This is a genomic window from Microbacterium sp. bgisy189 (assembly GCF_965345345.1).
In the GTDB taxonomy this organism is placed as follows: Bacteria; Actinomycetota; Actinomycetes; order Actinomycetales; family Microbacteriaceae; genus Microbacterium.
The window spans coordinates 84,928-110,470 of record NZ_CBDRMZ010000006.1; the positions used below are offsets into that span (position 1 = coordinate 84,928).

A 25,543-nucleotide genomic window follows, 5' to 3' on the forward strand; every position below is an offset into this window, starting at 1 on the left:
ACACCCGGAGCGTTTCGTCGCGCTCGCTCGCTCGGCGACCGGTGTCCTACGAAGCGCGCAGCACCTCGAGCGCGTGCGCGAGATCGGTCGGGTACTCGGAGCGGAACGTGACCCAGTCGGTCGTGACGGGGTGCGCGAAGGAGAGCTCATGCGCGTGCAGCCACTGCCGGATGAGGCCGAGACGTGCCGAGAGCGTCGGATCGGCGCCGTACAGCGGATCACCGACGCAGGGATGCCGATGCGCCGCCATGTGCACCCGGATCTGGTGGGTGCGTCCGGTCTCGAGATGGATCTCCAGCAGCGACGCGCCCGGGAACGCTTCGAGCGTCTCGTAGTGGGTCACGGAGTCCTTGCCGTCGGGTGTGACGGCGAACTTCCACGAGTGGGAGGGATGCCGCCCGATCGGCGCATCGATCGTGCCGGCGAGCGGATCCGGATGCCCCTGCACGACCGCGTGGTAGATCTTGTCGACCTCACGCTCCTTGAACGCGCGCTTGAGCGCCGTGTAGGCGCGCTCGCTCTTCGCGACGACCATGAGTCCGCTCGTGCCGACATCGAGCCGGTGCACGACCCCCTGCCGCTCCGGGGCGCCGGTCGTCGCAATGCGGAATCCCGCCGCAGCGAGCGCACCGAGAACGGTCGGGCCCTCCCAACCGAGCGACGGATGCGCGGCGACCCCCGACGGCTTGTCAACGACGACGATGTCGTCGTCTTCGTGCACGATGCCGAGGTCGGGCACCGCGACGGGAATCACTTCAGGCTCCCGCTTGGCCTCCCACTCGACCTCGAGCCACGCGCCACCGCGCAGTTTGTCGGACTTGGCGAGCACTCGACCGTCGACCCGCACGCCGCCTGCCTCGGCGACGTCGGCCGCGAAGGTTCGCGAGAACCCCAGCATCTTGGCGAGCGCAGCGTCGACGCGGATGCCGTCGAGGCCGTCGGGGACGGGAAGGCTTCGCGAGTCCACGTCAGCGGTCCTCGGGCTCGGCGGTTGCGGTGGCCTCGGCATCCGAGCCGCTCCGCCCGTCATCGCGTCGCTCGCGCGTGCCGTCCAGTCGCAGCCCCACCAGCACGAGCAGCGCGACCGAGATCATCATCGACACGATGAAGATGTCGGCGATGTTGTAGATCGCCGGGTTGAACCACAGCCACATCCAGGGCGTGTTGATGAAGTCGACCACGTGCCCCTGCAACGCACCCGGGTCGCGGAGCAGTCGGTCGGTGAGGTTGCCGAGGATGCCGCCCAGCAGCAGCCCGAGCGCGACCGCCCACAGCCGCGACCGCACGCCGCGGAAGGCGATCACCACGATCGTGGTCGCAGCGGCTGCCAGGACGATCGTGAAGACCCAGGTGACACCCTCACCGAAGGAGAAGGCGGCGCCGGGGTTGAACGTCAGATACCACTCGAGCACGCCGTCGATGACGGGAACCGACTGTCGCAGCGGCAGGTGTTCGAGGGCGAGGAACTTCGTGAACTGATCGGCGGCCAGCACCAGCACCGCGAGGATCGCGATGATGGCGCCGGCCGCCGCAGAACGCAGGGGGCGCGTCAACGTCCCGGTGTCAGGAAGCCGAGACCGGCGTCGCGCCCGACGAGGTGCCCGCGACGTCGAGGTCCTTCAGCTTGTCCTCGATGAACGTGCGCAGCTGCGCGCGGTAGTCACGCTCGAAGGTGCGCAGCTCGCTGATGCGGGTCTCGAGGGTGGAACGGTCGCTCTCCAGCCGCGAAAGCTCGTCGCGGGCGCGGCCTTCGGCCTCGGCAACGATCGCCGCCGCCTTCGACTCCGCCTCGGAGATGAGCTTGTCCTTGATCGCCTTGCCCTCTGCGACGTGCTCGTCGTGGAGGCGCTGGGCCAGCTCGATGATTCCGGCCGATGCGGCAGCGGGCGGTGCGTCGGCGGTGGGAGCCTCGACGGCCGGAGCCTCGACGGCGGCGACGGGCGCCGGAACCTCTTCGACGACCTCGACGGCCTCGACGGTCTCGGTCGCGGGCGTCTCGACGGGTTCGGCGGCCGCGACCGGGGTCTCGCCCGACTCGTAGGCTGCGAGCTTCGCCTTCAGCTCCTCGTTCTCAGCGATGGTCTTGCGCCACTCGACGACGATCTCGTCCAGGAAGTCGTCGACCTCGTCCGGGTCGAACCCCTCCTTGAAGCGAACGTGCTGGAACTGCTTGGTGACGACGTCTTCGGGGGTCAAAGCCATGGTGTTGTCCTCTTTCGGGGCTTACGACGCGGGCCATTGTGGCGACCCGCTGTTGCCGGGCCGTAGGCACTCAGCATAGTCGGCGGATGTCAGGGTCGCGAGGCGAGCGTCACAGCAGCATGATCGTGCGCGCGACCGACAGCAGCACGAAGCACAGCAGCATCGTGAGGGGAAACCCCAGGTCGAGGGCGACCGGCCCGATGCGCAACGGAGGGATGAGGCGACGGAAGAATTTGATCGGAGGATCCGTCACCGTGTACACGATCTCGGCTGCGACCAGGCCGAACCCGCGCGGCCGCCACTCGCGGTTGAACATGGGGATGTACTCCAGGATCAACCGGGCGAGCAGCAGCAGCACATAGATCAGCAGCAGGGCGTTCGCGATCGCCGCGACGGTCTGCAGGATGGCCACGGGTTACTGCGGGAACGGCGTCGCCTCGGGGTCAGCCTGCGCGACGGCTCCATCGCCGGAGACGGCGACGTTCTCGGGCGACAGCAGGAAGACCTTGCTGGTGACCCGCTCGATGCGGCCGTACAGGCCGAGGGACAGACCGCTCGCGAAATCGATGAGGCGGCGCGCGTCGGCGTCGCTCATCTGCGAGAGGTTGATGATCACGGGGATGCCGTCGCGGAAGTTCTCGGCGATGATCTGCGCGTCGCGGTACTGCTTCGGGTGCACCGTGACGATCTCGCTGACGGTGCCGGCGCTGGGCTGGCGGACGACGGCGGGACGATGGATGGGGGTCACGGGTGCGGCCTTCTCTACGGGGCGCTCGCGGCGCGCGGGCGTCTGCTCGGCGGGCGTCTCGTACGCCTCTTCCTCATCAGCGAGGCCGAGGTAGACCATGGTCTTCTTGAGCGGGTTCGACATCGCATCCTCCGTTTGCTCGTGTCGTTTCGAGGTTAACCGCGCATCGGGCGCGGACCCGTGATTGCCGAGCCGATCCGCAGGTGTGTCGCACCTGCCGCGATCGCCTCGGCGAAGTCGCCGGTCATTCCGGCGGAGATCCAGGTGGCGCCGGGGACGATCCCCCGCACCGTGGCGGCGCAATCCGCCAGACGCGCGAAGGCCGAGGCCGGCGATTCGTCGAGCGGCGCGACGGCCATCACACCGCGCAGACGCAACGTCGGGCACTCCCCCGCGACGTGCGTCGCGAGTTGCTCGACATCGGCGGGACTGACGCCGCCACGCTGCTCGTCGTCCGTGAGATTGACCTGCAGCAGGACGTCGAGCACGGGCGCACCGTCACCGGCACGCTCGAGGGCGTCGGCGATGCGGACGCGGTCCACCGAATGGACAGCATCGGCATCCTGCCTGATGTGGCGGGCCTTGTTCGTCTGCGCCTGCCCGATGTAGTGCCAGCGGAGCCCCTCCAAGGGTGCCAGCGACTCGCGCTTGGCCCGCAGCTCCTGCTGCCGGTTCTCACCGACGTCGCGCACACCGAGTGCGTGCAGGTCGGTGACGATGCTCGCGGGATGGAACTTCGTCACCACGATCCGGGTGACCTCTTCGGGCGCGCGACGCGACGCCCGCACCGCGTCGGCGATGCGGGCGTCGACGTCGGAGAGACGCTCGGCGAGGCCCAACTGAGCGCTCCTGACCGGACTACTTGAGGAAGTCGGGGATGTCGAGGTCGTCGTCGCCGAACGCCGAGTCGTAGGACTCGGTCGCCGCGGTGACCGACACCGACTCCTTGACCTCGACGGGCTCACGCTCGCGAGCAGCCTCGTCGGCGGGCAGCGAGGGCAGCACGGGCGTGGCAGGACGGCTCGCGAGCATGGGCTCGACCTTGACCTGCGGCTCGCCGCCGTCGAACCCGGCGGCGATGACCGTCACGCGCACCTCGTCGCCGAGCGTGTCGTCGATGACGGTACCGAAGATGATGTTCGCCTCGGGGTGCGCCGCCTCCTTCACCAGCTGCGCGGCGTCGTTGATCTCGAAGATGCCGAGGTTCGATCCACCCTGGATCGACAGCAGCACGCCGTGCGCGCCTTCGATCGAGGCTTCGAGCAGGGGCGATTCGACCGCCAGCTCGGCGGCCTTGATCGCGCGGTCGGCACCGCGAGCGGAACCGATGCCCATAAGCGCGGAGCCCGCACCCTGCATGACCGACTTGACGTCGGCGAAGTCGAGGTTGATGAGACCCGGCGTCGTGATGAGGTCGGTGATGCCCTGGACACCTGCCAGCAGCACCTGGTCTGCCGTGGCGAAGGCCTCGACCATCGAGATGCCGCGGTCGCTGATCTCGAGGAGGCGGTCGTTGGGCACCACGATGAGGGTGTCGACCTCTTCCTTGAGCTTGGCGACGCCGGCCTCCGCCTGGCTCTGGCGGCGACGCCCCTCGAACGAGAAGGGCTTCGTGACGACACCGATGGTCAGGGCACCGATCGACTTCGCGATCCGCGCGACCACGGGGGCACCGCCGGTGCCCGTGCCGCCGCCCTCACCGGCCGTGACGAAGACCATGTCGGCGCCCGCGAGCGCCTCCTCGATCTCTTCGGCGTGGTCTTCGGCGGCACGACGGCCGACCTCCGGGTCGGCGCCTGCGCCGAGCCCGCGCGTGAGCTCACGGCCCACGTCGAGCTTGACGTCCGCGTCGCTCATCAGGAGCGCCTGGGCGTCGGTGTTCACCGCGATGAACTCGACACCCCGCAGCCCCAGTTCGATCATGCGGTTGACGGCGTTGACGCCGCCTCCGCCCACGCCGACCACCTTGATCACTGCGAGGTAGTTCTGGTTCTGGCTCATGCCGGCCTCCGTATCGTCCCGAACCACGATGTTTAAACCTTGAACCTCAAGTAGAGGTTTAAAGAATTGCCCGGTATGCAATTCCCACTCCCGAAGGTAAGCGGCAGCATCCGCCATGCCCGCCATGCCGTGGGCGTGTCGCGAATCGTGTCGCCGGAATCGTCGCGCGGACCGGCGTCAGGAGACGACGACGGCGTTCGGCGACGAGACGTCGTAGACGGAGACCTCGGCAGGCGGGATCGCCTGCATGATCTTCTCGAGCGCCAGGGCCTTGTCCGCCGAATCGTCGGCATTGCCCCACACGATGTCGGTATCGGTCTCACCCAGGGTCAGGGTCACGTCGTTGGGTGTCGTCGCGGTGATCGCGGTGACCTGTTCGCGGATGTCGACCGGCAGCGACCGGAACACGCGCCCGACTGCGCGGAAGGCATTCGAGCCGACGCCGCCGGTGATGTCGAGCGTCGGGTATCCTTCCGGCGCCTCCGCGGCCGTCGAGAGCGCGACGCCCGCAGCGTCGACGAGCGTAGAGCCCGACGACGATTCGATCACGCCGATCGGCGTCCGCTCCACGATGCGCACCACGAGTTCGTGCGGCGGTCGCGCTTCGAGCGTGTACGACTCGACGAGTGGAAACCCGACCAGCACATCTTTGACGGCGCCCGAGTCGACCAGCGGCAGCGGCGTGCCCAACTGCCCTGCGAGCGCCTGCTCGACGGCAGCGGCATCCAGGCCGTCGGCCCCGACCACACGCACCCGCTCGACGGCGAACAGCGGACTGTAGGCAGCGCCGATCGTGCCGAGCACGAGCGCGACGATCGCAACGCCCGCGCCGATCCACAGATTGCGGCGTCGTCGCTGGCGCGCCGTGAAACGACGAACCTCGGCCCGCAGTGCACGGCGGCGGGCCCGAGCGGCAGCCCAGACCTCGCGGATGCCGAAGCCGTCCCCTGGCAGCTCGCCCGCGGCCCCATCAGGCGACGTCGACGGCTCCGCAGTCGACGCGCGCGGCGACGATTCGAGCGGGAGCACATCGGCCAGGTCGTCGTCATGCGCGGCCTCGTCGGCCGGCCGCTCATCTGGCGCCGGCGCCTGGTACTTCAGCCACGGGGGCGCGACGCGCGAGGCGACGTCGTCGACCTCGGTGTCTTCGCCGCCCCGACCCGAAGACTCGGCCGGAGGCGGCAGCGGGCTCGGCCGGCGCACGGGACTCAGTCCTGCTCGCCTGCGAGCGCCTGCAGCACCTGCGGGATGATCTGGTAGACGTTGCCGCAGCCGAGGGTGATGATGTAGTCGCCGTCACGGGCGACCGAGGCGGTGTAGTCGGCTGCAGCCTGCCAATCCGCGACGAAGTGCACGTGATCGGGGTCCGCGAACGCGCCGCTCACGAGCTCGCCCGTCACACCCGGAATCGGGTCTTCACGTGCCCCGTACACATCGAGCACGACGGTGTGGTCGGCGTGCGACTCGAGGACCTCGGCGAACTCGCGGAACATCTCCTGCGTGCGCGAGTAGGTGTGGGGCTGGTGCAGCGCGATGATGCGCCCGTCGCCCACGACGGTGCGCGCCGCAGCGAGGGCCGCTGCGACCTCGGTCGGGTGGTGCGCGTAGTCGTCGAACACGCTCACACCGCGCTCGACGCCGTGCAGCTCGAACCGGCGGACTGTGCCGCCGAAGCCCTCGACGGCGCGGACAGCGCCCTCGAGGTCGTACCCGAGCGTGAGCAGCACGCCGACCGCTCCCGCCGCGTTGATCGCGTTGTGCGCGCCGGGGACGGCAAGGCGTCCCGCAACGGTCTCGCCGCGGTGCGTGAGCGAGAACGACACCGGCCCCTCGGTGACGATGTCGGTGACGCGGAGGTCGGCGTCGGCTGCTTCGCCGAAGCTGAGCACGTGCTCGTGGGCGAGCCCCTCGGCGACGACGCGCGCGCCGGGGTCGTCGGACGAGATCACGACGGCTTCACGAGCGCCCCCTGCGAAGGTGCGGAAGCCGTCGTAGAACGCCTCGCGCGACTTCCAGTGGTCGAGGTGATCGGGGTCGACATTCGTGATCAGGGCGATCGACGTGTCGTACAGCAAGAAGGTGCCGTCGGACTCGTCGGCCTCGATGACGAAGACCTCGTTCGATCCGGTGCCGCTCGAGACACCGAGGTCGGCGATCACGCCGCCATTGACGAACGTGGGCTCGGTGCCGAGCGCGCGCAGCGCCGTGACGATCATTCCCGTCGACGTCGTCTTGCCGTGGGCACCGGCGACCGAGACGAGACGGCGTCCGCCGATCAGCCAGGACAATGCCTGCGACCGATGGATGACCGGGATGCCGCGCTCGATCGCCAGCAGATACTCCGGGTTCTCGGGCCAGATCGCGCCCGTGAAGACCACGGCATCCACCTCTGCGGGCAGATTCGCGGCGTCATGCCCGACGTGCACCGTCGCGCCCCGCTCCTCGACCCGGCGCATCGCGGCACTGTCGGCGCGGTCCGAACCCGACACGCGGATGCCGCGATCGAGGAACATGCCGGCGAGACCGGACATGCCCGAACCGCCGATCCCGATGAAGTGGGCGGCGCCGATGTGCTCGGGAACGGGAGTGCTGAGGTCGGGTCTGATCATGGCCCGACAAGTCTAGGTCGCGCGCACGCACATGGGCTGAGCGACCCGCGCGCGGGACGTGTCAGTCGCGCGCGAGCGCGGTGTCGATGAGCGCGATGACGTTCTCGGTGCCGGTGCGCGTGCCGACGGATGCCGCCGCCTCGCGCATCCTGCCGAGCGCTGCGGCATCGGCCAGCAGCGGCACGACCTCCGATCGCACCCGTTCGGTGGTGAACTCCGCGTCGGGGATGATCCGGGCCGCGCCCGCCGCAACCGCCGAGCGGGCGTTCAACGCCTGCTCGCCGTTGCCGACCGCATACGGCACGTACACGGCCGGAATGCCGAGGGCGCTGATCTCACTCACGGTCGCGGCACCCGAGCGCGAGACGATGACATCGGCCAGGGCGAAGGCCAACTCCATGCGGTCGAGGTACGGCACGGCGACGTAGCCGTCGGCGGACGCCGGCAGGTCGTTGTTGCCGCCGACGGCATGCAGGACCTGCCACCCCGCCGCCACGACGTCGCGCCACGAGCCCGCGAGCGCTTCGTTGAGGCGTCGCGCGCCGAGCGACCCGCCGAACACCAGGAGGACGGGGCGCGCGGGGTCGAGACCGAACGCGGCCGCCGCCTCGGCCCGCAGCGCCGCAGCGTCGAGGTCGACGACTTCGCGGCGAAGCGGCATCCCCACGACGGCCGCACCCTTGAGCGGCGTGCCCTCGAATGCGACACCGGATGCCGCGGCCCAGCGCGCCCCGAGGATGTTCGCGAGGCCGGGCTTCGCGTTGGCCTCGTGCACGACGAACGGCACCTTTTCGCGCCGGGCCGCGACATACGCGGGCGCGGAGGCGTAGCCGCCGAATCCGACGACGACGTCGACGCCGTGTTCGCGGATGTGTGCGCGCACCTGAGAGATCGCGCGGGCAAAGCGCAGCGGAAAGCGCGCGGCGTCGCCGTTCGGACGGCGCGGGAACGGCACCTTGTCGACGAACAGCAACTCGTACCCGCGGGCGGGCACCAGTCGCGCCTCGAGGCCCTCGCGCGTGCCGAGGACGAGCACGTCGGCATCCGGATCGCGGTCGCGCAGTCCATCGGCGACGGCCAGCAACGGGTTCACATGCCCGGCGGTGCCACCGCCAGCGAGGAGGTACGTCGTCACCGGATCGAGACTACCGGGCGCGCGCCGGCCGCTCGGGGCGGACCGGCGCGGGCGCGGTGCGCGGCGGCAGTGAGCGTGCGAGCGACAGCAGCACGCCGGTGGCCAGCAGCACCGAGAGCAGCGAGGTGCCTCCCTGCGACATGAACGGCAGCGGCACACCGAGCACGGGGAACACCCGCAGCACGACGCCGATGTTGATGAGTGCCTGCCCGACGATCCAGACCGTGATGCCACCGGCCACGATGCGCACGAAGGGGTCTGGCGTCTTGCGGATGACGTGGAAGGCACCCACGGCGTACAGCGTGAACAGCCCCAGCACGACAACGCAGCCGATCAGTCCGAGCTCTTCACCGACGATCGCGAAGATGTAGTCGTGTGCGGCCGCGGGCAGCCACGAGTACTTCTCACGCGAGTTGCCGAGCCCGAGCCCGAAGATGCCGCCGCCGGCGAGGCCCCAGATGCCGTGCAGCGGCTGGTAGCACTTATCGGCGTAGTCGGCGAGGCAGTCGGCGTCGAGGAAGCTCATGATGCGCGCCATGCGGTTCGGGCTCGTGACGGCCAGCACCGCGACCGCGACGACTGCCGCGATGAGCGGAATCACGAAGATGCGCAGCTTGACGCCGGAGAAGAACAGCGCGCCGAGCATGATCAGCACGAGGATCATCGCTGTGCCGAGGTCCTGTCCGGCGAGCACCGAGCCGATGACGAGGAGGCCGACGGGGACGACGGGAATGAACACGTGCCGCCAGTCGCCCAGCAGTGTCTGCTTGCGGTAGAGCACGTAGCCGAGCCACAGCGCGAACGCGAGCTTCAGGAACTCTGACGGCTGGGCCTGCATGCCGGCGATCGAGATCCAGTTGCGGTTGCCGTCGTTCGCCTCCTGCCCGAGGCCGGGAACGAACACCAGCAGCTGCAGCGCGACGCCGCCGATGAGCGCGAGCCAGGAGACGCGCTTCCAGAACCTGATCGGCATGCGGCTGAGGATGAACATCAGCGGGACGCCGAGGAGCGCGAAGACGCCCTGCTTGAAGACGACCTCGAACGGGCTCTCTCCCGCGGCGAGCGACGTCGCCATCGTGGCGGAGAGCACCATGACGAGTCCGAAGATGGTGAGGATGAGCGCGGTCGACGCGATCAGCAGGAACTCGCTCGGCACCGGCGCCAGGACGCGGCCGAGCGACACGCGCGCCGTGAACCCGCGCGAGGCGTCGGAGATGGCGGTGGGCGCAACCGTCGGGCGCGAGCGGTCGTGTGTCGTCGTCACCGGCGCCTCCCGCCCTCTCCGTCGGCTACTGCGTGCGGCCGATCCATTCCTTCACGGCCGCTGCGAACCTGTCTCCGCGATCCGTGTAGGACGCGAACTGGTCGAACGATGCAGCCGCCGGTGCCAGGAGCACGGTGTCCCCATCGCCGGCGACCTGTGCCGCCAGTTCGACGACCCGTGTCATGACGTCTTCAGTTTCAGCCGCGTCGACCTCGAACAGCGGCACCGCCGGCGCGTGTCGCGCGAACGCCGCCGTGATCTCGGTGCGGTCGACGCCGATCACGATCACCGCCTTGGCACTGCCGCCGCGTGCGGCGACGAGGTCGGTCACGTCGACGCCTTTCAGCAGTCCGCCGACGACCCAGACGGCGCCGGGGTTCGCGACCAGCGACGACGACGCGGCGTGCGGGTTCGTCGCCTTGGAATCGTTGATCCAGGTGACGCCGCCCGCGACGGCGACGACCTCGATGCGGTGCGGGTCGAGTCGGAAGGTGCGCAGGGCGTCGCGGATCGCAATGGGCTCGACGCCCAGCGACCGGGCGAGGGCCGAGGCTGCCAGGATGTTCGCCACGATGTGCGGTGCGCCCAGTCCCCGCTGGGCGAGGTCGGCAGCGGTGCACAGCTCGAGCGCGCTCGTGTGGCGGTCGGGGTGGAATGCGCGGTCGACGAGGATGCCGTCGACGACACCCAGGTCGCTCGGGCCTGGCGTGCCGAGGTCGAAGCCGATCGCCCGGCACCCCTCGACGACGTCGGCGTCTTCGACCATCTCGCGCGTGGCGGCGTCGGCCTTGTTGTAGACGCACGCGACGCGGGTCTGGTTGTAGACGAACGCCTTGGCATCCCGATAGGCCTGGAACGACCCGTGCCACTGCAGGTGGTCGTCGGCGAGGTTGAGGCACACACTCGCGTGGGGCGAGAGCGGTTCGGGGCCGGTCTGCAGGCTCAGGTACCAGAGCTGGTGGCTCGACAGTTCGACGACGAGCACGTCGAACCCGGCGGGGTCGCGCACGGCGTCGAGCACGGGAACGCCGATGTTGCCGCAGGGGGCTGCACGCAGGCCGCCCGCGACCAGCATGGACGCTGTCAGGTTCGTGGTGGTCGTCTTGCCGTTCGTCCCGGTGATGAGCACCCAGTCGGCAGGCGTGCCGTCAGCGCGCACGACCTTGTCGCGCACACGCCAGGCGAGTTCGATGTCGCCCCACAGCGGGATGCCGCGCTCCCTCGCCCAGGCGATCACTGGATGATGCGGCGCGAACCCGGGCGACGCGATGATCACCTCGGGGTCGTGGGCCGAGACGGCATCCGGTACCGCGTCGAGCGGTCCCGCGTGCAGTCGCGCGCCGATGACCGGGATGAGCGTCGCGTACTCCTCGTCGGCACGCTCGGTCGCCACCAACACGTCGGCGCCGAGTTCGGCGAGCGTGTCGGCGACCGAGAATCCGGTCATGGACAGGCCGAGCACGACGACGCGCAGGCCCTTCCAGTCGCTGTGCCAACTCGTCAGGGCGTCCAGGCGCGACGCACCCGCGTCGCCGGTCACAGCGCCGCCAGCCAGGCCACGTAGAACAGCCCGACGCCGGTGACGGCGAGCATGCCCGCGATGATCCACATGCGCACGACGATCGAGACCTCGGGCCAGCCGCGCATCTCGAGGTGGTGGTGGAACGGCGTCATGAGGAACAGCCGCTTTCCGCCGGTCGCCTTGAAGTAGTAGCGCTGCAGCAGCACCGACCCGGGCCCGATGATGAAGATGCCGGCGATGATGACGGCGAGCACCTCGGTGCGCGAGAGGATCGACATCGCGGCGATGACGCCGCCGATGGCCATGGATCCGGTGTCGCCCATGAAGATCTTCGCCTTCGGCGCATTCCACCACAGGAACCCGACGAGTGCGCCCACGAACGAAGCGGCGATGATCGTGAGGTCCATCGGGTCGCGCGTGTCGTAGCAGGCGGCCTGGTAGGCCGTCACGAGCGCGCCGCTCGTGCACCGCTGTTGGAACTGCCAGAACGTGACGAGGCTGTACGCGGAGATCGTGAAGATGCCGGCGCCGGTCGCGAGGCCGTCCAGGCCGTCGGTCACGTTGGTCGAGTTCGACCAGGCGACGGTGAGGAAGGACGTCCACACGAGGTAGAGGATCCATCCGACGACGGCGCCCAGCGCCATGAAGCTCAGAGCGGAGATGTCGCGGAACAGCGAGATGTACGGCGAACCGGGGGTTTCTCCGACCGCGTTGGGAAAGTTGAGCGCGACGATGCCGAAGGGCACCGCGACGATGATCTGGCCGACGATCTTGCGCCACCCCGACAGCCCGAGGCTGCGCTGCTGGCGCACCTTCATGAAGTCGTCGATGAAGCCGATCGCGCCAAGGCCGACCATCATCCAGATGACGAGGATGCCGGAGATCGTGGGGGGCGACCCGCCCGTGAACGTGCCGACGAGATAGCCGGTGATCGCTCCTGCGATGAAGACGAGCCCGCCCATCGTGGGCGTGCCGCGCTTCGCGCCGTGCGACGGGTTGGCGGGGTCTTCGGGCGTGCGGATGACCTGCCCCCAGCCGAGCTTCTCGAACAGCCGGATGAACAGCGGTGTGAGGAACAGGGTGAAGGCGAGCGAGATCGTCGCGGCGGCAAGGAGTGATCTCACGAGAACGATTCTCCCAGACGATCGCCCAGATGCCGGAGGCCGGCACTGTTGGAGGACTTCACGAGCACACGGTCACCGTCGCGGAGTTCGCCCACAAGGTAGTCGTAGGCCTCGTCGGCCGTCGTGAAGAAGACGGCCTCACCGTCCCACGATCCTTCGCCGACGGCAGCGAGGAACAACCGGCGCGCCTCGGTGCCGACGACGACGATCCGCTCGATCCTCAGACGCACGGCGAGCAGCCCGACACGATCGTGCTCCTCCCCCGCATACTCACCCAGTTCGCTCATCGCGCCGAGGACGGCGACCTTGCGCTGGCCGGGGCCGGTGATCTGAGCGAGGGTGCGAAGGGCCGCAGCCATCGAGTCGGGGCTCGCGTTGTACGCGTCGTTGATGATGCGGATGCGGTCGGACCCGAGCGGCTGCATGCGCCACCGCTCGGCGATCTCGACGGTCTCCAATCGGGCGATGCCGTCGGCGAGCGGCACGCCGAGCACCTGCGCCGCCGTCAGCGCCGCGAGGGCGTTCATGACGTGATGCTCGCCCAGCACGCGCAGTCGCAGCGGCAGGGTCTCCTCGGTCGTGACGACGGTCGCGGTCGTGCCGGCATCCGTGACCGCGACATCGTCTCCGCGCACCTCGGCAGCGGTGCCGCGGCCGAACCAGCGGACCGAGACGCCGCGCGCTTCGGCGACGGCGGCCATCGTCGCGACCCGCGGGTCATCGGCGTTGAGTACGGCGACACCGCCCGGGCGGACCGCCTCGACGAGTTCGGTCTTGGCCTTGAGGGTCGCCTCGACGCCGCCGAACCCGCCCGCGTGGGCGAGCCCGACCATCAGCACGACCCCCACGTCGGGTGTGACGAGGCCCGCGAGGCGTGCGATCTGTCCGGGGCCCGCGGCACCGAACTCACTCACCAGGTAGCGGGTGTCGTCGGTCACGCGCAGCATCGTCAGTGGCGCGCCGACCTCGTTGTTGTACGACGCCCGCGGCGCGACGGTCTCGCCTTCGTCCTGCAGGATGCGCGCGAGCAGGTTCTTGGTGGTCGTCTTGCCGTTGGATCCGGTGATGCCGACGATTTTGAGGCGGCCGTGGGCACGAACCCTCCCCACGACCTCGCGCGCGAGGTCGGCGAGAGCGGCGACGACGTCGGCGACGACGATCTGGCTGATCGGCGCATCGACCGCGCGTTCGACGAGCGCCAACGTCGCGCCGGCCGCGGCGACGTCGGGGACGAAGCGGTGTCCGTCGGTGACTTCTCCGGGCTTGGCGGCGAAGATGTCGCCGGGTCCGATCTCGCGGGAGTCGGTGTCGACGGTGCCGTCGACGACCGTTTCGGCGGTGTCTTCGCCTGCGGTGTGGAGCGTGCCGCCGACGGCGTGCGCCACCTCGGCCAGCGTCATGCGGATCATGCTGCGGATACCTCTCGCGCGTGCCCGCGCGTCATCTCGTTCTCGCTCACCGGGTCACCGGGAGCAGCGGGGTCTCGGAGTCGGACGGCATGATGCGGTAGTGCTTGAGCACCTGCGTCATGGCCTTCTTGAACGCCGAGCGGTTCGCCGACGACATCCGCACCTTTCGGGGCTCGTCGAAGACCGTCAGAACAACATACTGCGGATCATCTGCGGGGGCGTAGCCGACCAGCGACGTGAAGTAGAGACCGTTCTTGTATCCGCCGTTGCCGTCGGAGACCTGCGCCGTTCCGGTCTTGCCCGCCATCCGGTAGCCGTCGATCGCGATGTCTTCGGCGAGCGTGCCCTGCGTGAACACGTTCTCGAGCATGAGGCTCACCGTCTCGGCCGTGTCCTCCTCGATGACGCGCTCGGGTTCGCCGGCATCCATCTCGACGACCGTCCCGTCGGGCTTGGTGCACGACTCGACGAGTGACAGCGGCATGCGCACGCCGCCGTTCGCGATCGTCTGGTAGACGCTCGCGACTTGGGGCACCGTGACCGTGAAGGCCTGGCCGAACGTGGTCGTGTAGTACGTCTGGTTGTCCCACTGGTCGGTCGGGATGTACGTGCCGTCGGGCTCGCCCGACCAGTCGAGCTCGGTGCCCTCACCGACGCCGAACTTCTGCAGGTACTCGAGGCGCGTCTCGGGGTCGACGAGCGCGCCGAACTGCGACATCGCCGTGTTGGACGAGTTCACGAGGCCCCCGGTGAGGGTCATGTTCTGCGTCGCGTGCTTCTCGGAGTCGTTGATCACGGCGCCGTTGGGGAACTCGATGCGGTCGGGGGCGACGACGGTCGAGTTCGGTGTGAGCCCAGCCTGTTCGATCGCGGTGGCGGCCGTGACGGGCTTGAACGTCGAGCCCGGTTCGTACGAGTAGCGCAGCAGACGCGACGCGCGGTCTTCGGGGTCGGAGGCGCCGACGTCGTTGGGGTCGACGGTGGGTGCTTCGGCGAGGGCGCGGATCTTTCCGGTCGCGACTTCGAGCACGACGATCCCGCCCCACTCCGCGTTGAGCCGTTGCGTCTCTTCGGCGATGAGCTGCTGCATGTACCACTGCAGGTCTGCGTCGATGGTGAGCTGTAGCGTGCCGCCGTCGACGGCCGCCGTGGTCTGCTCGGTTCCGGGGATGATGACACCGTCGGCACCGCGCTGGTAGGTGACTTGACCGTCGGTCGCGGCGAGACAGTCGTTCTGAAGCGCCTCGAGGCCCTCCAGTGCGTCCCCGTCGGATCCGGTGAAGCCGATGATGTTCCCCGCGACCGCGCCCGACGGATACGTGCGGGACGGGTGTTCCGGGAACGTGAGGAACGGCAGGTCGAGCTCAGCCAGTGCCCGGTACTGCTCCGTGGAGACGTACCGCTTGATGTACGCGAAGCGCGAGGCGGCGTCTTCTGCCAGGGCATCGGTGACGATCGCCTCGACGTCGTGAGGGCTCTGCTCGGTGACCTCCGCGATCTGCGTCGCCACCTCGCTCCAGGTCGTGCGCAGCGGCTGCCCGTCGTCACCGGTGACGGCGACCCCGTCCTCGTCGGTGACCGCGACGCCGTCAGCGGCCAGCAGCGGGTCGACCTGCACGTCGTAGAGCATCGTGCTCGTCGCGAGCACCGATCCGGTCGTGTCGACGATCTCGCCTCGGGTGCCGTTGAGCTCGGCGACCTTCTCGGTCGCGATCGCGCGCGCGTCGGAGATGTGGTCGTTCGCGTTGACGACCTGGATGTCGACGAGGCGGATGACGAATGCGGCAAGCACCACGAGGACGACGGCCAGGGCGACGACCGTTCGACGACGCTGGCTTCGGGTTGCTCGTGTCGTCATGCTTCTCAGTGTGTGTCGGGAGTCGGAAGACCCTCGCTGATCGGCGGGGGTGTCGCCGTATTGGTCAGGAGACTCTCATCAACGGTCGCGGCACCGTCGAGGCTGGCGCTCGGGTCGGTGACCAACGGCACACCGGCGATGAGCGCGTTGCCGACGGCCGCCTTGTTGAGCGCGTTGACGGCCGACGAGCCGGATGCCGCTTCTCCGGCACCGATGATCTCGCCGTCGCTCAGGCGCAGGTAGTTCGGTGTCTGACCCGTCACCATGCCGAGGGCCGACGCGTTGGCGGCGAGGTACTGCGGCGAACTGAGACCGGCGACCTCATCGGCGAGCATCTGCTTCTGCCAGTCGAGGTCGCGCTGCTGCGAGGACAGCGCGGCGAGCTCGTACGAGCTCTGCGTCGTGAGGATCGACAGGCCCATCTGGGCTGCGCCGATCGCGACCGCACCGCAGACCGCGATCACGCCGTACAGCAGTCGCGGTCGTCGAGCGCGCGCGGGCTGGTCGACGGCGCGCAGACCGCGCCGGGGGTCGACGTCGGTCGTGCGACCGGGACGTGCCGGGATGGTGTTCCACGCGGTGGCGCTCATGCCGTCTCCCTCAGCCGCTCGGCGGCACGCAGCCGCACGGGTGTGGCGCGCGGGTTGCGCGCGCGTTCTTCTTCGGAGGCCAGTTCGGCCCCCTTGGTCAGCAGCCGGAAGCGCGGTGCGTGTTCCGGCAGCTCCACCGGGAGTCCGGCGGGTGCGGTCGATGCGGACGCGTCGGCGAACAGCCGCTTGACGAGCCGGTCTTCGAGCGACTGGTAGCTCATGACGACGATGCGGCCGCCGACGGGCAGCAACCCCATCGCCGCGGGCATCGCGTCTTCGAGGGCGGCCAGTTCGGCATTGACCTCGATGCGCAGCGCTTGGAAGACGCGCTTGGCGGGGTGTCCGCTGCGCTCGCGCTGCACGGCGGCCGGCGTTGCGGCGACGAGCACCTCGACGAGGCGCGCCGACCGTGTGATCGGCTCGCTGCGTCGGGCCTCGAGGATCGCGCGGGCGTATCGCCCCGCGAGCTTCTCTTCGCCGTATCGCTCGAAGATGCGCCGCAGGTCGCCCTCGCCGTAGGTGGCGAGGATGTCGGCCGCCGTGACGCCGGCGGTCTGATCCATCCGCATGTCCAGCGGCGCGTCCTGCGAATAGGCGAATCCGCGTTCGGCCTCGTCGAGCTGCAGTGATGAGACGCCGAGGTCGAAGAGGATGCCGTCGACCTTGTCGCGACCGGTGCTGCGAACGGCTGCGTCGATGCCGTCGTAGACGGTGTGCACGAGTGTGACGCGGTCACTGAACCGGGCGAGCCGCTCCCCCGCGATGCGCAGTGCGTCGGTGTCGCGGTCGAGCCCGATCAGGTGGATGTCGGCGAAACGCTCCAGGAGCGCCTCGGAGTGCCCGCCCATGCCTTCGGTGGCGTCGACGAGCACGGCGCCGGGGCGGGTGAGCGCAGGCGCCAGCAGCTCGACGCAGCGGTCGAGCAGCACGGGGGTGTGGATGTCGCGGAGGTTCATGATGAGCGGGGCTTGGGATCCGGGACCCTGATCCCCATCCGCTCCGACCTGGCACCGGGGAAGTGTGTCAGGGCGTGCGGCTGGGAGTCACGGCCGAGGATCAGAACAGGCCGGGGATCACCTCCTCCTCCATGTCGGAGTAGACGTCTTCGTGTCCGGCGGCGTAGGCGTTCCACGCGTCGGCGTTCCAGATCTCGGCGTGGTCGCCGACTCCGGTGACGATGAGTTCGCGCTCGAGGCTCGCGTACGTGCGCAGGTGGGGCGGAATGGTGATGCGGTTCTGGCTGTCGGTCTTCTCCGCGCTCGCCCCGGCCAGGAACATGCGCTGAAAGCCGCGGGCGTTCTTGTTGGTCAGCGGCGCTTCGCGGATCTTCTCGTACTGGCGCTCGAACTCCTTCTCGCTGAAGAGGAACAGGCAGCGGTCCTGACCGCGCGTGACGACGACGCTCGAGCCGAGGTCGTCGCGGAACTTCGACGGGAGGATGACGCGGCCCTTGTCGTCGAGCTTGGGAGTGTGCGTGCCCAACAGCATCGGACCCACCACCCCATTTCCCGTCCGGCCGATTCAGGATGTCGCCACTTTACTCCACTTTCCTCCACTTCACTATCGATTTCTGGGCCGGTCTCCCCCAGGGCACGAAAAAAAGGCACCGACCCGGAGGTCGGTGCCCTGGAAGGCTGCGGAGCGCTGGTGCGTCAGCGCCCGTCTTGGCGCTTGTCCCAGCGATCGTTCATGCGATCCATGAACGAGGTGGAGGAAGGTGGAGCGGTCTTGCGGGTGGGCGTCGACGCCGCTCGCGCCCTGCCCGAGACGCCCTTGGTCGGCGTGACGGCGAGCACGACACCCGCGACCATCACGACGAACGCGAGCACGCCGACGATGATCAGACTCGTCGAGACGCCGACGATCAGCCCGGCGATGCCGGCGAGGACGAGGATCGTGCCGTAGACGATGTTGCGGTAGCTGAGCGACTGCCCTTCGCGGGGCGCACTCACGACATCGGCGTCATTGCGCATGAGATGGCGTTCCATCTCGTCGAGCAGACGCTGTTCCTGTTCTGACAGCGGCATGCTTGCCCCCTCGTCGGCGGTGGTTCGGTCCTTCATTGTACGCGTGCGTACGAGAACTAGGCTAGGCCCGTGACCCCCTCTGCAGACCCGATCGAGGCCGTTTCTCAGCGACTGGAGAGGTTCACCTCAGCCCAGGCGGATGCCGTCGCCGGCATGGGCGCCGAAGCGGCCGGACTCGTCGCCGACGCAGTCGCCTGCCTGCAGGGCGGCAAGCGGCTGCGCGCACGCTTCTGCATCACCGGGTGGCAGAGCGTCGCCGAGCATTCCGCGCGCGGCACGACTCCCGACGACAGCGTCGTGACGGCGGCATCCGCGCTCGAGATCTTCCAGGCCGCCGCGCTCGTCCACGACGATCTCATCGACAACTCCGACACCCGCCGCGGGCGCCCCTCCGCGCACCGCCGACTCGAGGCGGCTCACCGTGCCGCCGGATGGGCGGGCGATGCCGAGGCGTTCGGACGGGCGGCATCCGTTCTGCTCGGCGACCTGCTCGTCGCGTGGAGCGACGACCTGCTCGAAGAGGGTCTGCGCGACGCGACGTATGCCGCCGATGCCCGCACCGCGTACGGCGTCATGCGCCGCGACGTGACGGTGGGGCAGTTCTTGGACATCGCCGAGGAGGCCGCCTACCTCACCGCCGACGACGCCGAGCAGGCTGCGCGCGCGCTGCGCATCGCCTCACTGAAGTCCGCGCGGTACAGCGTGCAGCAGCCGCTGCTGATCGGTGCGGCACTGGCCGGTGCCACGCCGGCACAGCACGACGCACTGTCGGCGTTCGGCCACCCCATCGGCCTCGCCTTCCAGCTACGCGACGACGTGCTCGGGGTGTTCGGCGACGAAGCGGTCACCGGCAAGCCCAGCGGCGACGACCTTCGCGAAGGAAAGCGCACCCTGCTCATCGCGTACGCGCGCGAGGCACTGCCCTCCGGCCCGCGGCGCGTACTCGACGAACTGCTCGGCGACCCCGCGCTCGATGCCGGCCAGATCGCGTCACTGCAGCAGACGATCATCGACACCGGCGCCCTCGCACGGGTCGAGTCGCACATCGCCGAGTACTCCCTCGAAGCCGACCGCGCGCTGCGCGGCGCACCGCTGGGCTCCTCGGCTGTCGGTCGCCTGCGAGACCTGGCGCTGGCGGCGACGAAGCGCGCGGCCTAGTCGCGAGCCGTCGCTGGTGCGCAGACGCGTCAGGCGAGCGCCTGCGCGACGCGTCGGACTTCGCTCTTGCGTCCAGCCAGCAGCGCCTCGATCGGCGCGAGCCCGATGGACTCCTCGGGCGTGAGCAGCCAGTCGATGGCTTCGTCATCGCTGAATCCTGCGTCTTGCAGCACGATGACGGTGCCGCGCAGCGATCCGAGGGGGTGGTCCTCGACGAGGAAGACCGCCGGAATCTGGAACGGGCCGTTGCGTCGTGATCCGATGAGCTGGCGCTCGTCAAGGAGACGCCGCACACGCCCGAGGGACTCCCCCGTGCGCTCCACGACATCGGCGAGGGTGAGCCAGTCCGTTGCAGTCTTCGTCACGCTCCCATGATGTCACCCGTGCACGGCCGCTCAGAACCCGACGACGCAGGGCGGCCACATGACACAAGTCTCATTCGTCACTCCTTTATCATCAGTTGACACCTGTTTACTTCCGTGACACGGTGGCGGAGGTCGAAACGAGGGGGACGCTCTTGAGCCGTCAGCACACCGCTGCCACATCCGCCACCCGGATCCGCGCCTATGCGCCTGCCGCCGTGGTCGGGTCCATCGCCCTGTCACTCACGGTCGCACCGGCCGCAGAGGCGGCACCGCGGGAGTCGGTGCGCCCCGGCATCCAGCCGCTCGCGGCGACCCGCACCCCGGTCGTCACCACCGTTCGCGCCGCGGCGACCGCGCCCGCCGCCCGCTCCCACACGGTCGCCGCCGGTGACACGGTCAGCAGCATCGCGGCGCGCTACGGCCTGCGCACGGCAGACGTCCTCGCGTGGAACGACCTCGGTTGGAGCTCGACGATCTTCCCCGGCCAGAAGCTGCGGCTGTCGGCGACCGGCTCGACGACGAGCGCTTCGACGACCTCGAAGACGGCGCCTGCGGCATCCACCTCGACGTACACGGTGCGCTCGGGTGACACGCTGTGGGCGATCGCGCAGAAGAAGAAGGTGTCCCTCTCCGCACTGCGGTCGGCGAACAAGCTGACATCCTCGTCGCTCATCCACCCGGGCCAGAAGCTCAGCATCCCCGGCTCCGTGTCGGGCGCGTCGACCTCCACGCCGGCGTCGTCGACGGCACCGTCCGCACCCGCGGCGTCGTCGAGCGCCAAGCGCACGCACACCGTGCAGGCCGGCGACACCATGTGGGCCATCGCGAACGCCAACGGCATCGCCGTCTCGACCCTGCTCGCGGCCAACGACCTGCAGCCGTCGTCGATCATCTATCCCGGCCAGAAGCTCACGATCCCCGCGAAGAACGCGACCGGCCTCGACGCCGAGCAGACCCGCAACGCGCAGATCATCATCCAGGCGGGCCGCGACCGCGGCGTCTCGGACCGTGGCATCGCGATCGCCCTGGCCACCGCGATGGTCGAGTCATGGATGCGCAACCTCGACTGGGGCGACCGTGACTCGCTCGGACTCTTCCAGCAGCGCCCGAGCGCGGGCTGGGGAACCGACGCACAGGTGCAGGATCCGCACCGCGCGGCCGCAGCGTTCTACGGCGGCCCGTACGATCCCAACGGCGACCGCACGCGCGGGCTGCTCGACATCCCCGGCTGGCAGTCGATGGACTTCACCGACGCCGCCCAGGCGGTGCAGGTGTCTGCCTACCCCGACCGCTACGGCCAGTGGGAGAAGAAGGCGTACTCCTGGCTCGCAGCCCTGGGCTGATCCGCGAGCAGGGGTGAGCCGCTGCCCGGGGTCGGGGCCCTCGCTCCGTAGAATCTCCACGTGAGCACGAGCCAGCAGACCGACCCGCTGATCGGCCGTCTGGTCGACGGTCGGTACCGCGTGCGTGCTCGCATTGCCCGCGGCGGCATGGCCACCGTATACGTGGCCACCGACCTTCGCCTCGAGCGTCGCGTGGCCCTCAAGGTGATGCACGGCCACCTCTCCGACGACACCGTCTTTCAGGGGCGCTTCATCCAAGAGGCGCGCGCTGCGGCACGCCTGGCCGACCCGCACGTTGTGAACGTGTTCGACCAGGGCCAGGACGGCGAGATGGCGTATCTCGTCATGGAGTACCTGCCCGGCATCACCATGCGAGAACTGCTGCGCGAACAGCGTCGCCTGTCGATCCCGCAGACGATCACGATCATGGATGCCGTCCTCTCCGGTCTCGCCGCCGCACACCGCGCCGGGATCGTTCACCGCGACGTCAAACCCGAGAACGTGCTGCTCGCCGAAGACGGCCGCATCAAGATCGGCGACTTCGGTCTGGCGCGCGCAACGAGCGCGAACACGGCGACCGGGCAGATGCTGCTCGGCACCATCGCGTATCTGGCCCCCGAACTCGTCACCCGGGGCACCGCGGATGCGCGCAGCGACATCTACGCGCTCGGCATCATGCTGTACGAGATGCTCGTCGGCGAGCAGCCCTACAAGGGCGAGCAGCCGATGCAGATCGCCTACCAGCACGCGACGGACTCGGTCCCCCGCCCGTCGGCGAAGAACCCCGGCGTCCCCGAGCCGCTCGACGAGCTCGTGCTCTGGGCCACCGAGCGCGAACCCGATGAGCGCCCCGTGGACGCGAAGGCCATGCTCGACCGCCTGCGCGAGATCGAGAAGCAGCTCGGCGTGTTCCCGCAGGTCGTGCGCACGGCCGCCGTCGGCACGGGCGTGATCGCAGTCGACGACGGCGTCGATTCTGGCGAGCTCACCAAGGTGCTGCCCGGCACGTTCACCGCCCCGACCGTCACCCCGGCCGCCGACAACGCGACGCGCCTGCGCGCTCGCACCCGCCGCAGCGCGATCAAGGGCGGCTGGCTGCTGCTGCTCGTGCTGTTGCTGGCGACCGCTTCCGGCGGCGCCGGCTGGTGGTTCGGCTCGGGTCCCGGCTCACTCATCGCGGTGCCGAGCATCTCGGGTGGGACCTACGACGAGGCGGCCGCTGAGCTTTCAGCCCTGTCGCTCCGAGCCGCGCCCGGCGAGGATTACAGCCTCGAGGTGCCGCAGGGCGAGGTCATCGGCACCGACCCCGGAGCGGGTACCCGCGTCGAGAAGGACAGCTCGGTCGAGGTGATCGTCTCGCTGGGCCCGGCATCGGCCGACCTGCCCAAGATGCAGGGCATGACTGAGGACGAGGCCACGCAGGCCCTCGCCGACGTCAATATCGAAGTCGTCGATCGGCCCACCTACTTCACCGACTTCGACGACGGCATCGTCGTGCGCGTGTATGTGACGCAGGCCGAAGGGGAAGAGCCGGTTCAGTGCACCGAGGGCTGCACCGTGCTGCAGGGCTCGACCGCGCAGTTGCGCCTGTCACTCGGCCCCGTCCCCGACGTCGTCGGTGAGTCCGTCGACAGTGCGACGAGCACGCTCGAGGGTGTCGACCTGGTGGTCGCCACCACCGAGGAGTACAGCAGCGAGGTCGAGCAGGGCCGCGTCATCCGCATGCTCGAACGCGACGGCGGCGGCAACTTCCGCCCGGGCGACACCGTCACCCTCGTGATCTCCAAAGGGCCGCAGCTCTTCGAGATCCCGAACGTCGTCGGCATGACCCGCGACGAAGCGAAGGCAACGCTCGATGGTGCTGGCTTCGCATTCTCTTACGCGCCGTTCTGGGACGCACTCCTCGATGAGTTCACCGAGGTGACGGGCCAGAACCCAGGCGGCGGCGACTGGCAGCCCCACGGCACGACGGTGAATATCGAGATCACCGGATCGCTCTGACCGGTCTCGATACACCGCGGCGTTGCCGCGGCACTCGACCACCGGGATCCGCCGCGGGACGTCTCCGGCGGTTGCGTGTCCGCGCGCAGCGCGGGTGTATCGAAACCCCCGGCGCGGGGCGTCAGAGCTTTTCGAGCTCTTCGGCGACGAGGAATGCGAGCTCGAGGCTCTGCATGTGGTTCAGCCGCGGGTCGCAGAGGCTCTCGTAGCGGGTCGCGAGGGTGTTCTCGTCGATCTGCTCCGAGCCGCCCAGACACTCCGTGACGTCGTCTCCGGTCAGCTCGACGTGGATGCCGCCGGGGAACGTGCCGACGGCGCGGTGGGCCTCGAAGAAGCCGCGCACCTCGTCGACGACGTCGTCGAAACGACGGGTCTTGTAGCCGTTGGGCGTCGTGATGCCGTTGCCGTGCATGGGGTCGGTGACCCACAGCGGCGTCGCGCCGGCATCCTTCACGGCCTGCAGCAGCGGCGGCAGTGCGTCGCGGATCTTGCCGGCACCCATGCGCGTGATGAACGTCAGGCGGCCGGGCTCGCGCTCGGGGTCGAGCTTGTCGATCAGCGCCAGCGCCGTCTCGGGCGTCGTGGACGGACCGAGCTTCACCCCGATGGGGTTGCGGATCTTCGAGAAGTAGTCGACGTGCGCACCGTCGAGCTCGCGGGTGCGCTCCCCGATCCACAGGAAGTGCGCCGACGTGTTGTACGGCGTGGCCGTGCGCGAGTCGATGCGCGTCATCGGGCGCTCATAGTCCATGAGCAGACCCTCGTGGCCGGTGTAGAACTCGACGCCGCGCAGCTCGTCGAAGTTGGCGCCGGCGGCCTCCATGAACTTGATGGCCCGGTCGATCTCGGTCGCGAGGCGCTCGTAGCGGGCGTTGGCGGGGTTGCCCGCGAAGCCCTTGTTCCACGAGTGCACCTCGCGCAGGTCGGCGAACCCACCCTGCGTGAACGCACGGATGAGGTTCAGCGTCGACGCCGCGGTGTGGTACCCCTTCAGCAGGCGCTGCGGGTCGGCCGCGCGCGACGCTTCGGTGAAGTCGTAGCCGTTGACGATGTCGCCGCGGTACGCCGGCAGCGTCACGTCGCCACGCGTCTCCGTGTCGGACGAACGGGGCTTGGCGAACTGGCCCGCCATGCGGCCCATCTTCACGACCGGCATCGACGCGCCATAGGTCAGGACGACCGCCATCTGCAGCACCGTCTTGATGCGGTTGCGGATCTGCTCGGCGGTGGCGCCGGCGAACGTCTCGGCGCAGTCGCCGCCCTGCAGCAGGAACGCGTTGCCGCTCGCGGCACGGGCCAGGCGGTCGCGCAGCATGTCGACCTCGCCGGCGAAGACCAGCGGCGGCAGCGAGGCGATCTCAGAGGAGACAGCCGCTACGGCGTCGAGGTCGGTCCAGGAGGGCTGCTGCTTGATGGGAAGCGCACGCCACGAATCGAGGTCGAGAGGGGTCGGCACCCGGCAAGTCTAGTCGCGCGAACCGATGCCCCGGACCGGATGACGGCGACTCAAGCGGGCTTGCGGTCCTTGACGGTCGACGCGTACACGTCGTCGTACTCCTGCTCCCCCAGACGCTGCAGGGCGACCATGATCTCGTCGGTGACCGAGCGCAGGATGTAGCGGTCGCCTTCCATGCCCTGAAAGCGCGAGAAGTCGAGCGGTTCGCCGATGACCATGCCGACCCTGCCGACCCGCGGGATGCTGCGGCCGATGGGCATGATCTTGCCGGTGTCGACCATCACGACGGGGATGACGGGCACGTGCGCCTCGAGCGCCATGCGCGCGAGCCCCGTGCGTCCGCGGTACAGCTTGCCGTCGGGGCTGCGGGTGCCCTCGGGGTAGATGCCGAGCAGGTCACCGCGGCCGAGCACCTGCAGACCGGTGTTCAGCGACGCCTCCGATGCCCTGCCCCCGGTGCGGTCGATCGGAATCTGGCCCGTCGCCTTCATGAAGACTCGCGTCGCCCAGCCCTTGATGCCCGTGCCCGTGAAGTAGTCGCTCTTGGCGAGGAACGACATCGGGCGGTCGATCATCAGCGGCAGGAAGATGGAGTCGCTCACCGACAGATGGTTGGATGCCAGGATCGCGGCCCCGGTCGCGGGCACGTTGTTTCGCCCCACGATCCAGGGCCGGAAGATCGCCTTCAGGACGGGCCCGATGACGATGTACTTCATGATCCAGTAGAACAT

25 protein-coding genes are annotated in these 25,543 nt (G+C 69.2%); 3 read left to right on the forward strand and 22 right to left on the reverse strand.

Translation table 11 applies throughout. The annotated features are described in order from the left end of the window. Positions 1–46 precede the first annotated feature (46 nt). From ACSF8R_RS09430 to ACSF8R_RS09520, 19 genes are all read right to left on the reverse strand, one after another. The gene (locus tag ACSF8R_RS09430; protein WP_434811628.1) at positions 47–967 is read right to left on the reverse strand and encodes an RluA family pseudouridine synthase; all 921 of its coding nucleotides are present in this window, start codon (positions 965–967) and stop codon (positions 47–49) included. 1 nt (position 968) lies between these two features. Continuing rightward, complete coding sequence (gene lspA, locus ACSF8R_RS09435; protein WP_434811629.1) at positions 969–1,553, reverse strand: signal peptidase II; 585 nt, start codon at positions 1,551–1,553, stop codon at positions 969–971. Positions 1,554–1,563: 10 nt separating this feature from the next. Beyond that, a complete protein-coding gene (locus ACSF8R_RS09440; RefSeq protein WP_434811630.1) occupies positions 1,564–2,202 on the reverse strand; it encodes a DivIVA domain-containing protein in 639 nt (212 codons plus the stop codon). 109 nt (positions 2,203–2,311) lie between these two features. Beyond that, on the reverse strand, positions 2,312–2,614 hold the full coding sequence (locus ACSF8R_RS09445) for a YggT family protein (RefSeq protein ID WP_434811631.1): 303 nt from the start codon (positions 2,612–2,614) through the stop codon (positions 2,312–2,314). A gap of 3 nt (positions 2,615–2,617) precedes the next feature. Further along, positions 2,618–3,073: a cell division protein SepF gene (locus ACSF8R_RS09450; RefSeq protein ID WP_434811632.1), complete on the reverse strand. Its 456-nt coding sequence runs from the start codon at positions 3,071–3,073 to the stop codon at positions 2,618–2,620. A gap of 32 nt (positions 3,074–3,105) precedes the next feature. Continuing rightward, entirely contained in the window at positions 3,106–3,789 is a 684-nt protein-coding gene (locus tag ACSF8R_RS09455) for a YggS family pyridoxal phosphate-dependent enzyme (protein WP_434811633.1), read from the reverse strand. Positions 3,790–3,808: 19 nt separating this feature from the next. Next, positions 3,809–4,951 (reverse strand): cell division protein FtsZ, encoded by a 1,143-nt coding sequence (gene ftsZ / locus ACSF8R_RS09460; RefSeq protein WP_434811634.1) that lies wholly within the window; start codon positions 4,949–4,951, stop codon positions 3,809–3,811. Positions 4,952–5,128: 177 nt separating this feature from the next. After that, positions 5,129–6,154 (reverse strand): FtsQ-type POTRA domain-containing protein, encoded by a 1,026-nt coding sequence (locus tag ACSF8R_RS09465; RefSeq protein WP_434811635.1) that lies wholly within the window; start codon positions 6,152–6,154, stop codon positions 5,129–5,131. Positions 6,155–6,159: 5 nt separating this feature from the next. Further along, entirely contained in the window at positions 6,160–7,560 is a 1,401-nt protein-coding gene (gene murC, locus ACSF8R_RS09470) for a UDP-N-acetylmuramate--L-alanine ligase (RefSeq protein ID WP_434811636.1), read from the reverse strand. Between the two features lie 61 nt (positions 7,561–7,621). Then, positions 7,622–8,695, reverse strand: coding sequence for a UDP-N-acetylglucosamine--N-acetylmuramyl-(pentapeptide) pyrophosphoryl-undecaprenol N-acetylglucosamine transferase (locus tag ACSF8R_RS09475; RefSeq protein ID WP_434811637.1), 1,074 nt, complete (start codon positions 8,693–8,695; stop codon positions 7,622–7,624). A 10-nt stretch (positions 8,696–8,705) separates the two neighbouring features. Then, the gene (gene ftsW, locus ACSF8R_RS09480) at positions 8,706–9,959 is read right to left on the reverse strand and encodes a putative lipid II flippase FtsW (protein ID WP_434811638.1); all 1,254 of its coding nucleotides are present in this window, start codon (positions 9,957–9,959) and stop codon (positions 8,706–8,708) included. A gap of 25 nt (positions 9,960–9,984) precedes the next feature. Then, on the reverse strand, positions 9,985–11,514 hold the full coding sequence (gene murD, locus ACSF8R_RS09485) for a UDP-N-acetylmuramoyl-L-alanine--D-glutamate ligase (protein WP_434811708.1): 1,530 nt from the start codon (positions 11,512–11,514) through the stop codon (positions 9,985–9,987). Then, positions 11,496–12,605, reverse strand: a complete 1,110-nt coding sequence (gene mraY, locus ACSF8R_RS09490; protein WP_434811639.1) for a phospho-N-acetylmuramoyl-pentapeptide-transferase — start codon at positions 12,603–12,605, stop codon at positions 11,496–11,498. The genes murD and mraY overlap by 19 nt, the downstream gene beginning before the upstream one ends. Beyond that, the gene (locus ACSF8R_RS09495; RefSeq protein WP_434811640.1) at positions 12,602–14,014 is read right to left on the reverse strand and encodes a UDP-N-acetylmuramoyl-tripeptide--D-alanyl-D-alanine ligase; all 1,413 of its coding nucleotides are present in this window, start codon (positions 14,012–14,014) and stop codon (positions 12,602–12,604) included. The genes mraY and ACSF8R_RS09495 overlap by 4 nt, the downstream gene beginning before the upstream one ends. Positions 14,015–14,060: 46 nt before the next feature. Beyond that, complete coding sequence (locus tag ACSF8R_RS09500; RefSeq protein ID WP_434811641.1) at positions 14,061–15,872, reverse strand: peptidoglycan D,D-transpeptidase FtsI family protein; 1,812 nt, start codon at positions 15,870–15,872, stop codon at positions 14,061–14,063. Between the two features lie 5 nt (positions 15,873–15,877). Further along, entirely contained in the window at positions 15,878–16,462 is a 585-nt protein-coding gene (locus tag ACSF8R_RS09505) for a hypothetical protein (protein WP_434811642.1), read from the reverse strand. Continuing rightward, entirely contained in the window at positions 16,459–17,418 is a 960-nt protein-coding gene (rsmH, locus tag ACSF8R_RS09510; protein ID WP_434811643.1) for a 16S rRNA (cytosine(1402)-N(4))-methyltransferase RsmH, read from the reverse strand. The genes ACSF8R_RS09505 and rsmH overlap by 4 nt, the downstream gene beginning before the upstream one ends. Positions 17,419–17,518: 100 nt before the next feature. Further along, a complete protein-coding gene (mraZ, locus tag ACSF8R_RS09515) occupies positions 17,519–17,950 on the reverse strand; it encodes a division/cell wall cluster transcriptional repressor MraZ (RefSeq protein WP_434811644.1) in 432 nt (143 codons plus the stop codon). Between the two features lie 164 nt (positions 17,951–18,114). Continuing rightward, positions 18,115–18,489, reverse strand: a complete 375-nt coding sequence (locus ACSF8R_RS09520; RefSeq protein ID WP_434811645.1) for a DUF3040 domain-containing protein — start codon at positions 18,487–18,489, stop codon at positions 18,115–18,117. 69 nt (positions 18,490–18,558) lie between these two features. On the opposite strand from ACSF8R_RS09520, the gene ACSF8R_RS09525 reads away from it, so the two are divergent. Then, positions 18,559–19,647 (forward strand): polyprenyl synthetase family protein, encoded by a 1,089-nt coding sequence (locus ACSF8R_RS09525; RefSeq protein WP_434811646.1) that lies wholly within the window; start codon positions 18,559–18,561, stop codon positions 19,645–19,647. A gap of 29 nt (positions 19,648–19,676) precedes the next feature. On the opposite strand, the gene ACSF8R_RS09530 is transcribed toward ACSF8R_RS09525, so the two are convergent. After that, a complete protein-coding gene (locus ACSF8R_RS09530; RefSeq protein WP_434811647.1) occupies positions 19,677–20,012 on the reverse strand; it encodes an Rv2175c family DNA-binding protein in 336 nt (111 codons plus the stop codon). 152 nt (positions 20,013–20,164) lie between these two features. Between ACSF8R_RS09530 and ACSF8R_RS09535 the strand changes: the two genes are divergently transcribed. Both ACSF8R_RS09535 and pknB read left to right on the forward strand, forming a co-directional pair. Beyond that, positions 20,165–21,355 (forward strand): LysM peptidoglycan-binding domain-containing protein, encoded by a 1,191-nt coding sequence (locus ACSF8R_RS09535; RefSeq protein WP_434811648.1) that lies wholly within the window; start codon positions 20,165–20,167, stop codon positions 21,353–21,355. Positions 21,356–21,415: 60 nt separating this feature from the next. Further along, complete coding sequence (gene pknB, locus ACSF8R_RS09540; protein ID WP_434811649.1) at positions 21,416–23,356, forward strand: Stk1 family PASTA domain-containing Ser/Thr kinase; 1,941 nt, start codon at positions 21,416–21,418, stop codon at positions 23,354–23,356. A gap of 121 nt (positions 23,357–23,477) precedes the next feature. Here pknB and ACSF8R_RS09545 read toward each other — a convergent pair whose 3' ends face one another. Then, positions 23,478–24,812, reverse strand: coding sequence for a class II 3-deoxy-7-phosphoheptulonate synthase (locus tag ACSF8R_RS09545; protein WP_434811650.1), 1,335 nt, complete (start codon positions 24,810–24,812; stop codon positions 23,478–23,480). 50 nt (positions 24,813–24,862) lie between these two features. Beyond that, positions 24,863–25,543, reverse strand: a complete 681-nt coding sequence (locus tag ACSF8R_RS09550; RefSeq protein ID WP_434811651.1) for a lysophospholipid acyltransferase family protein — start codon at positions 25,541–25,543, stop codon at positions 24,863–24,865.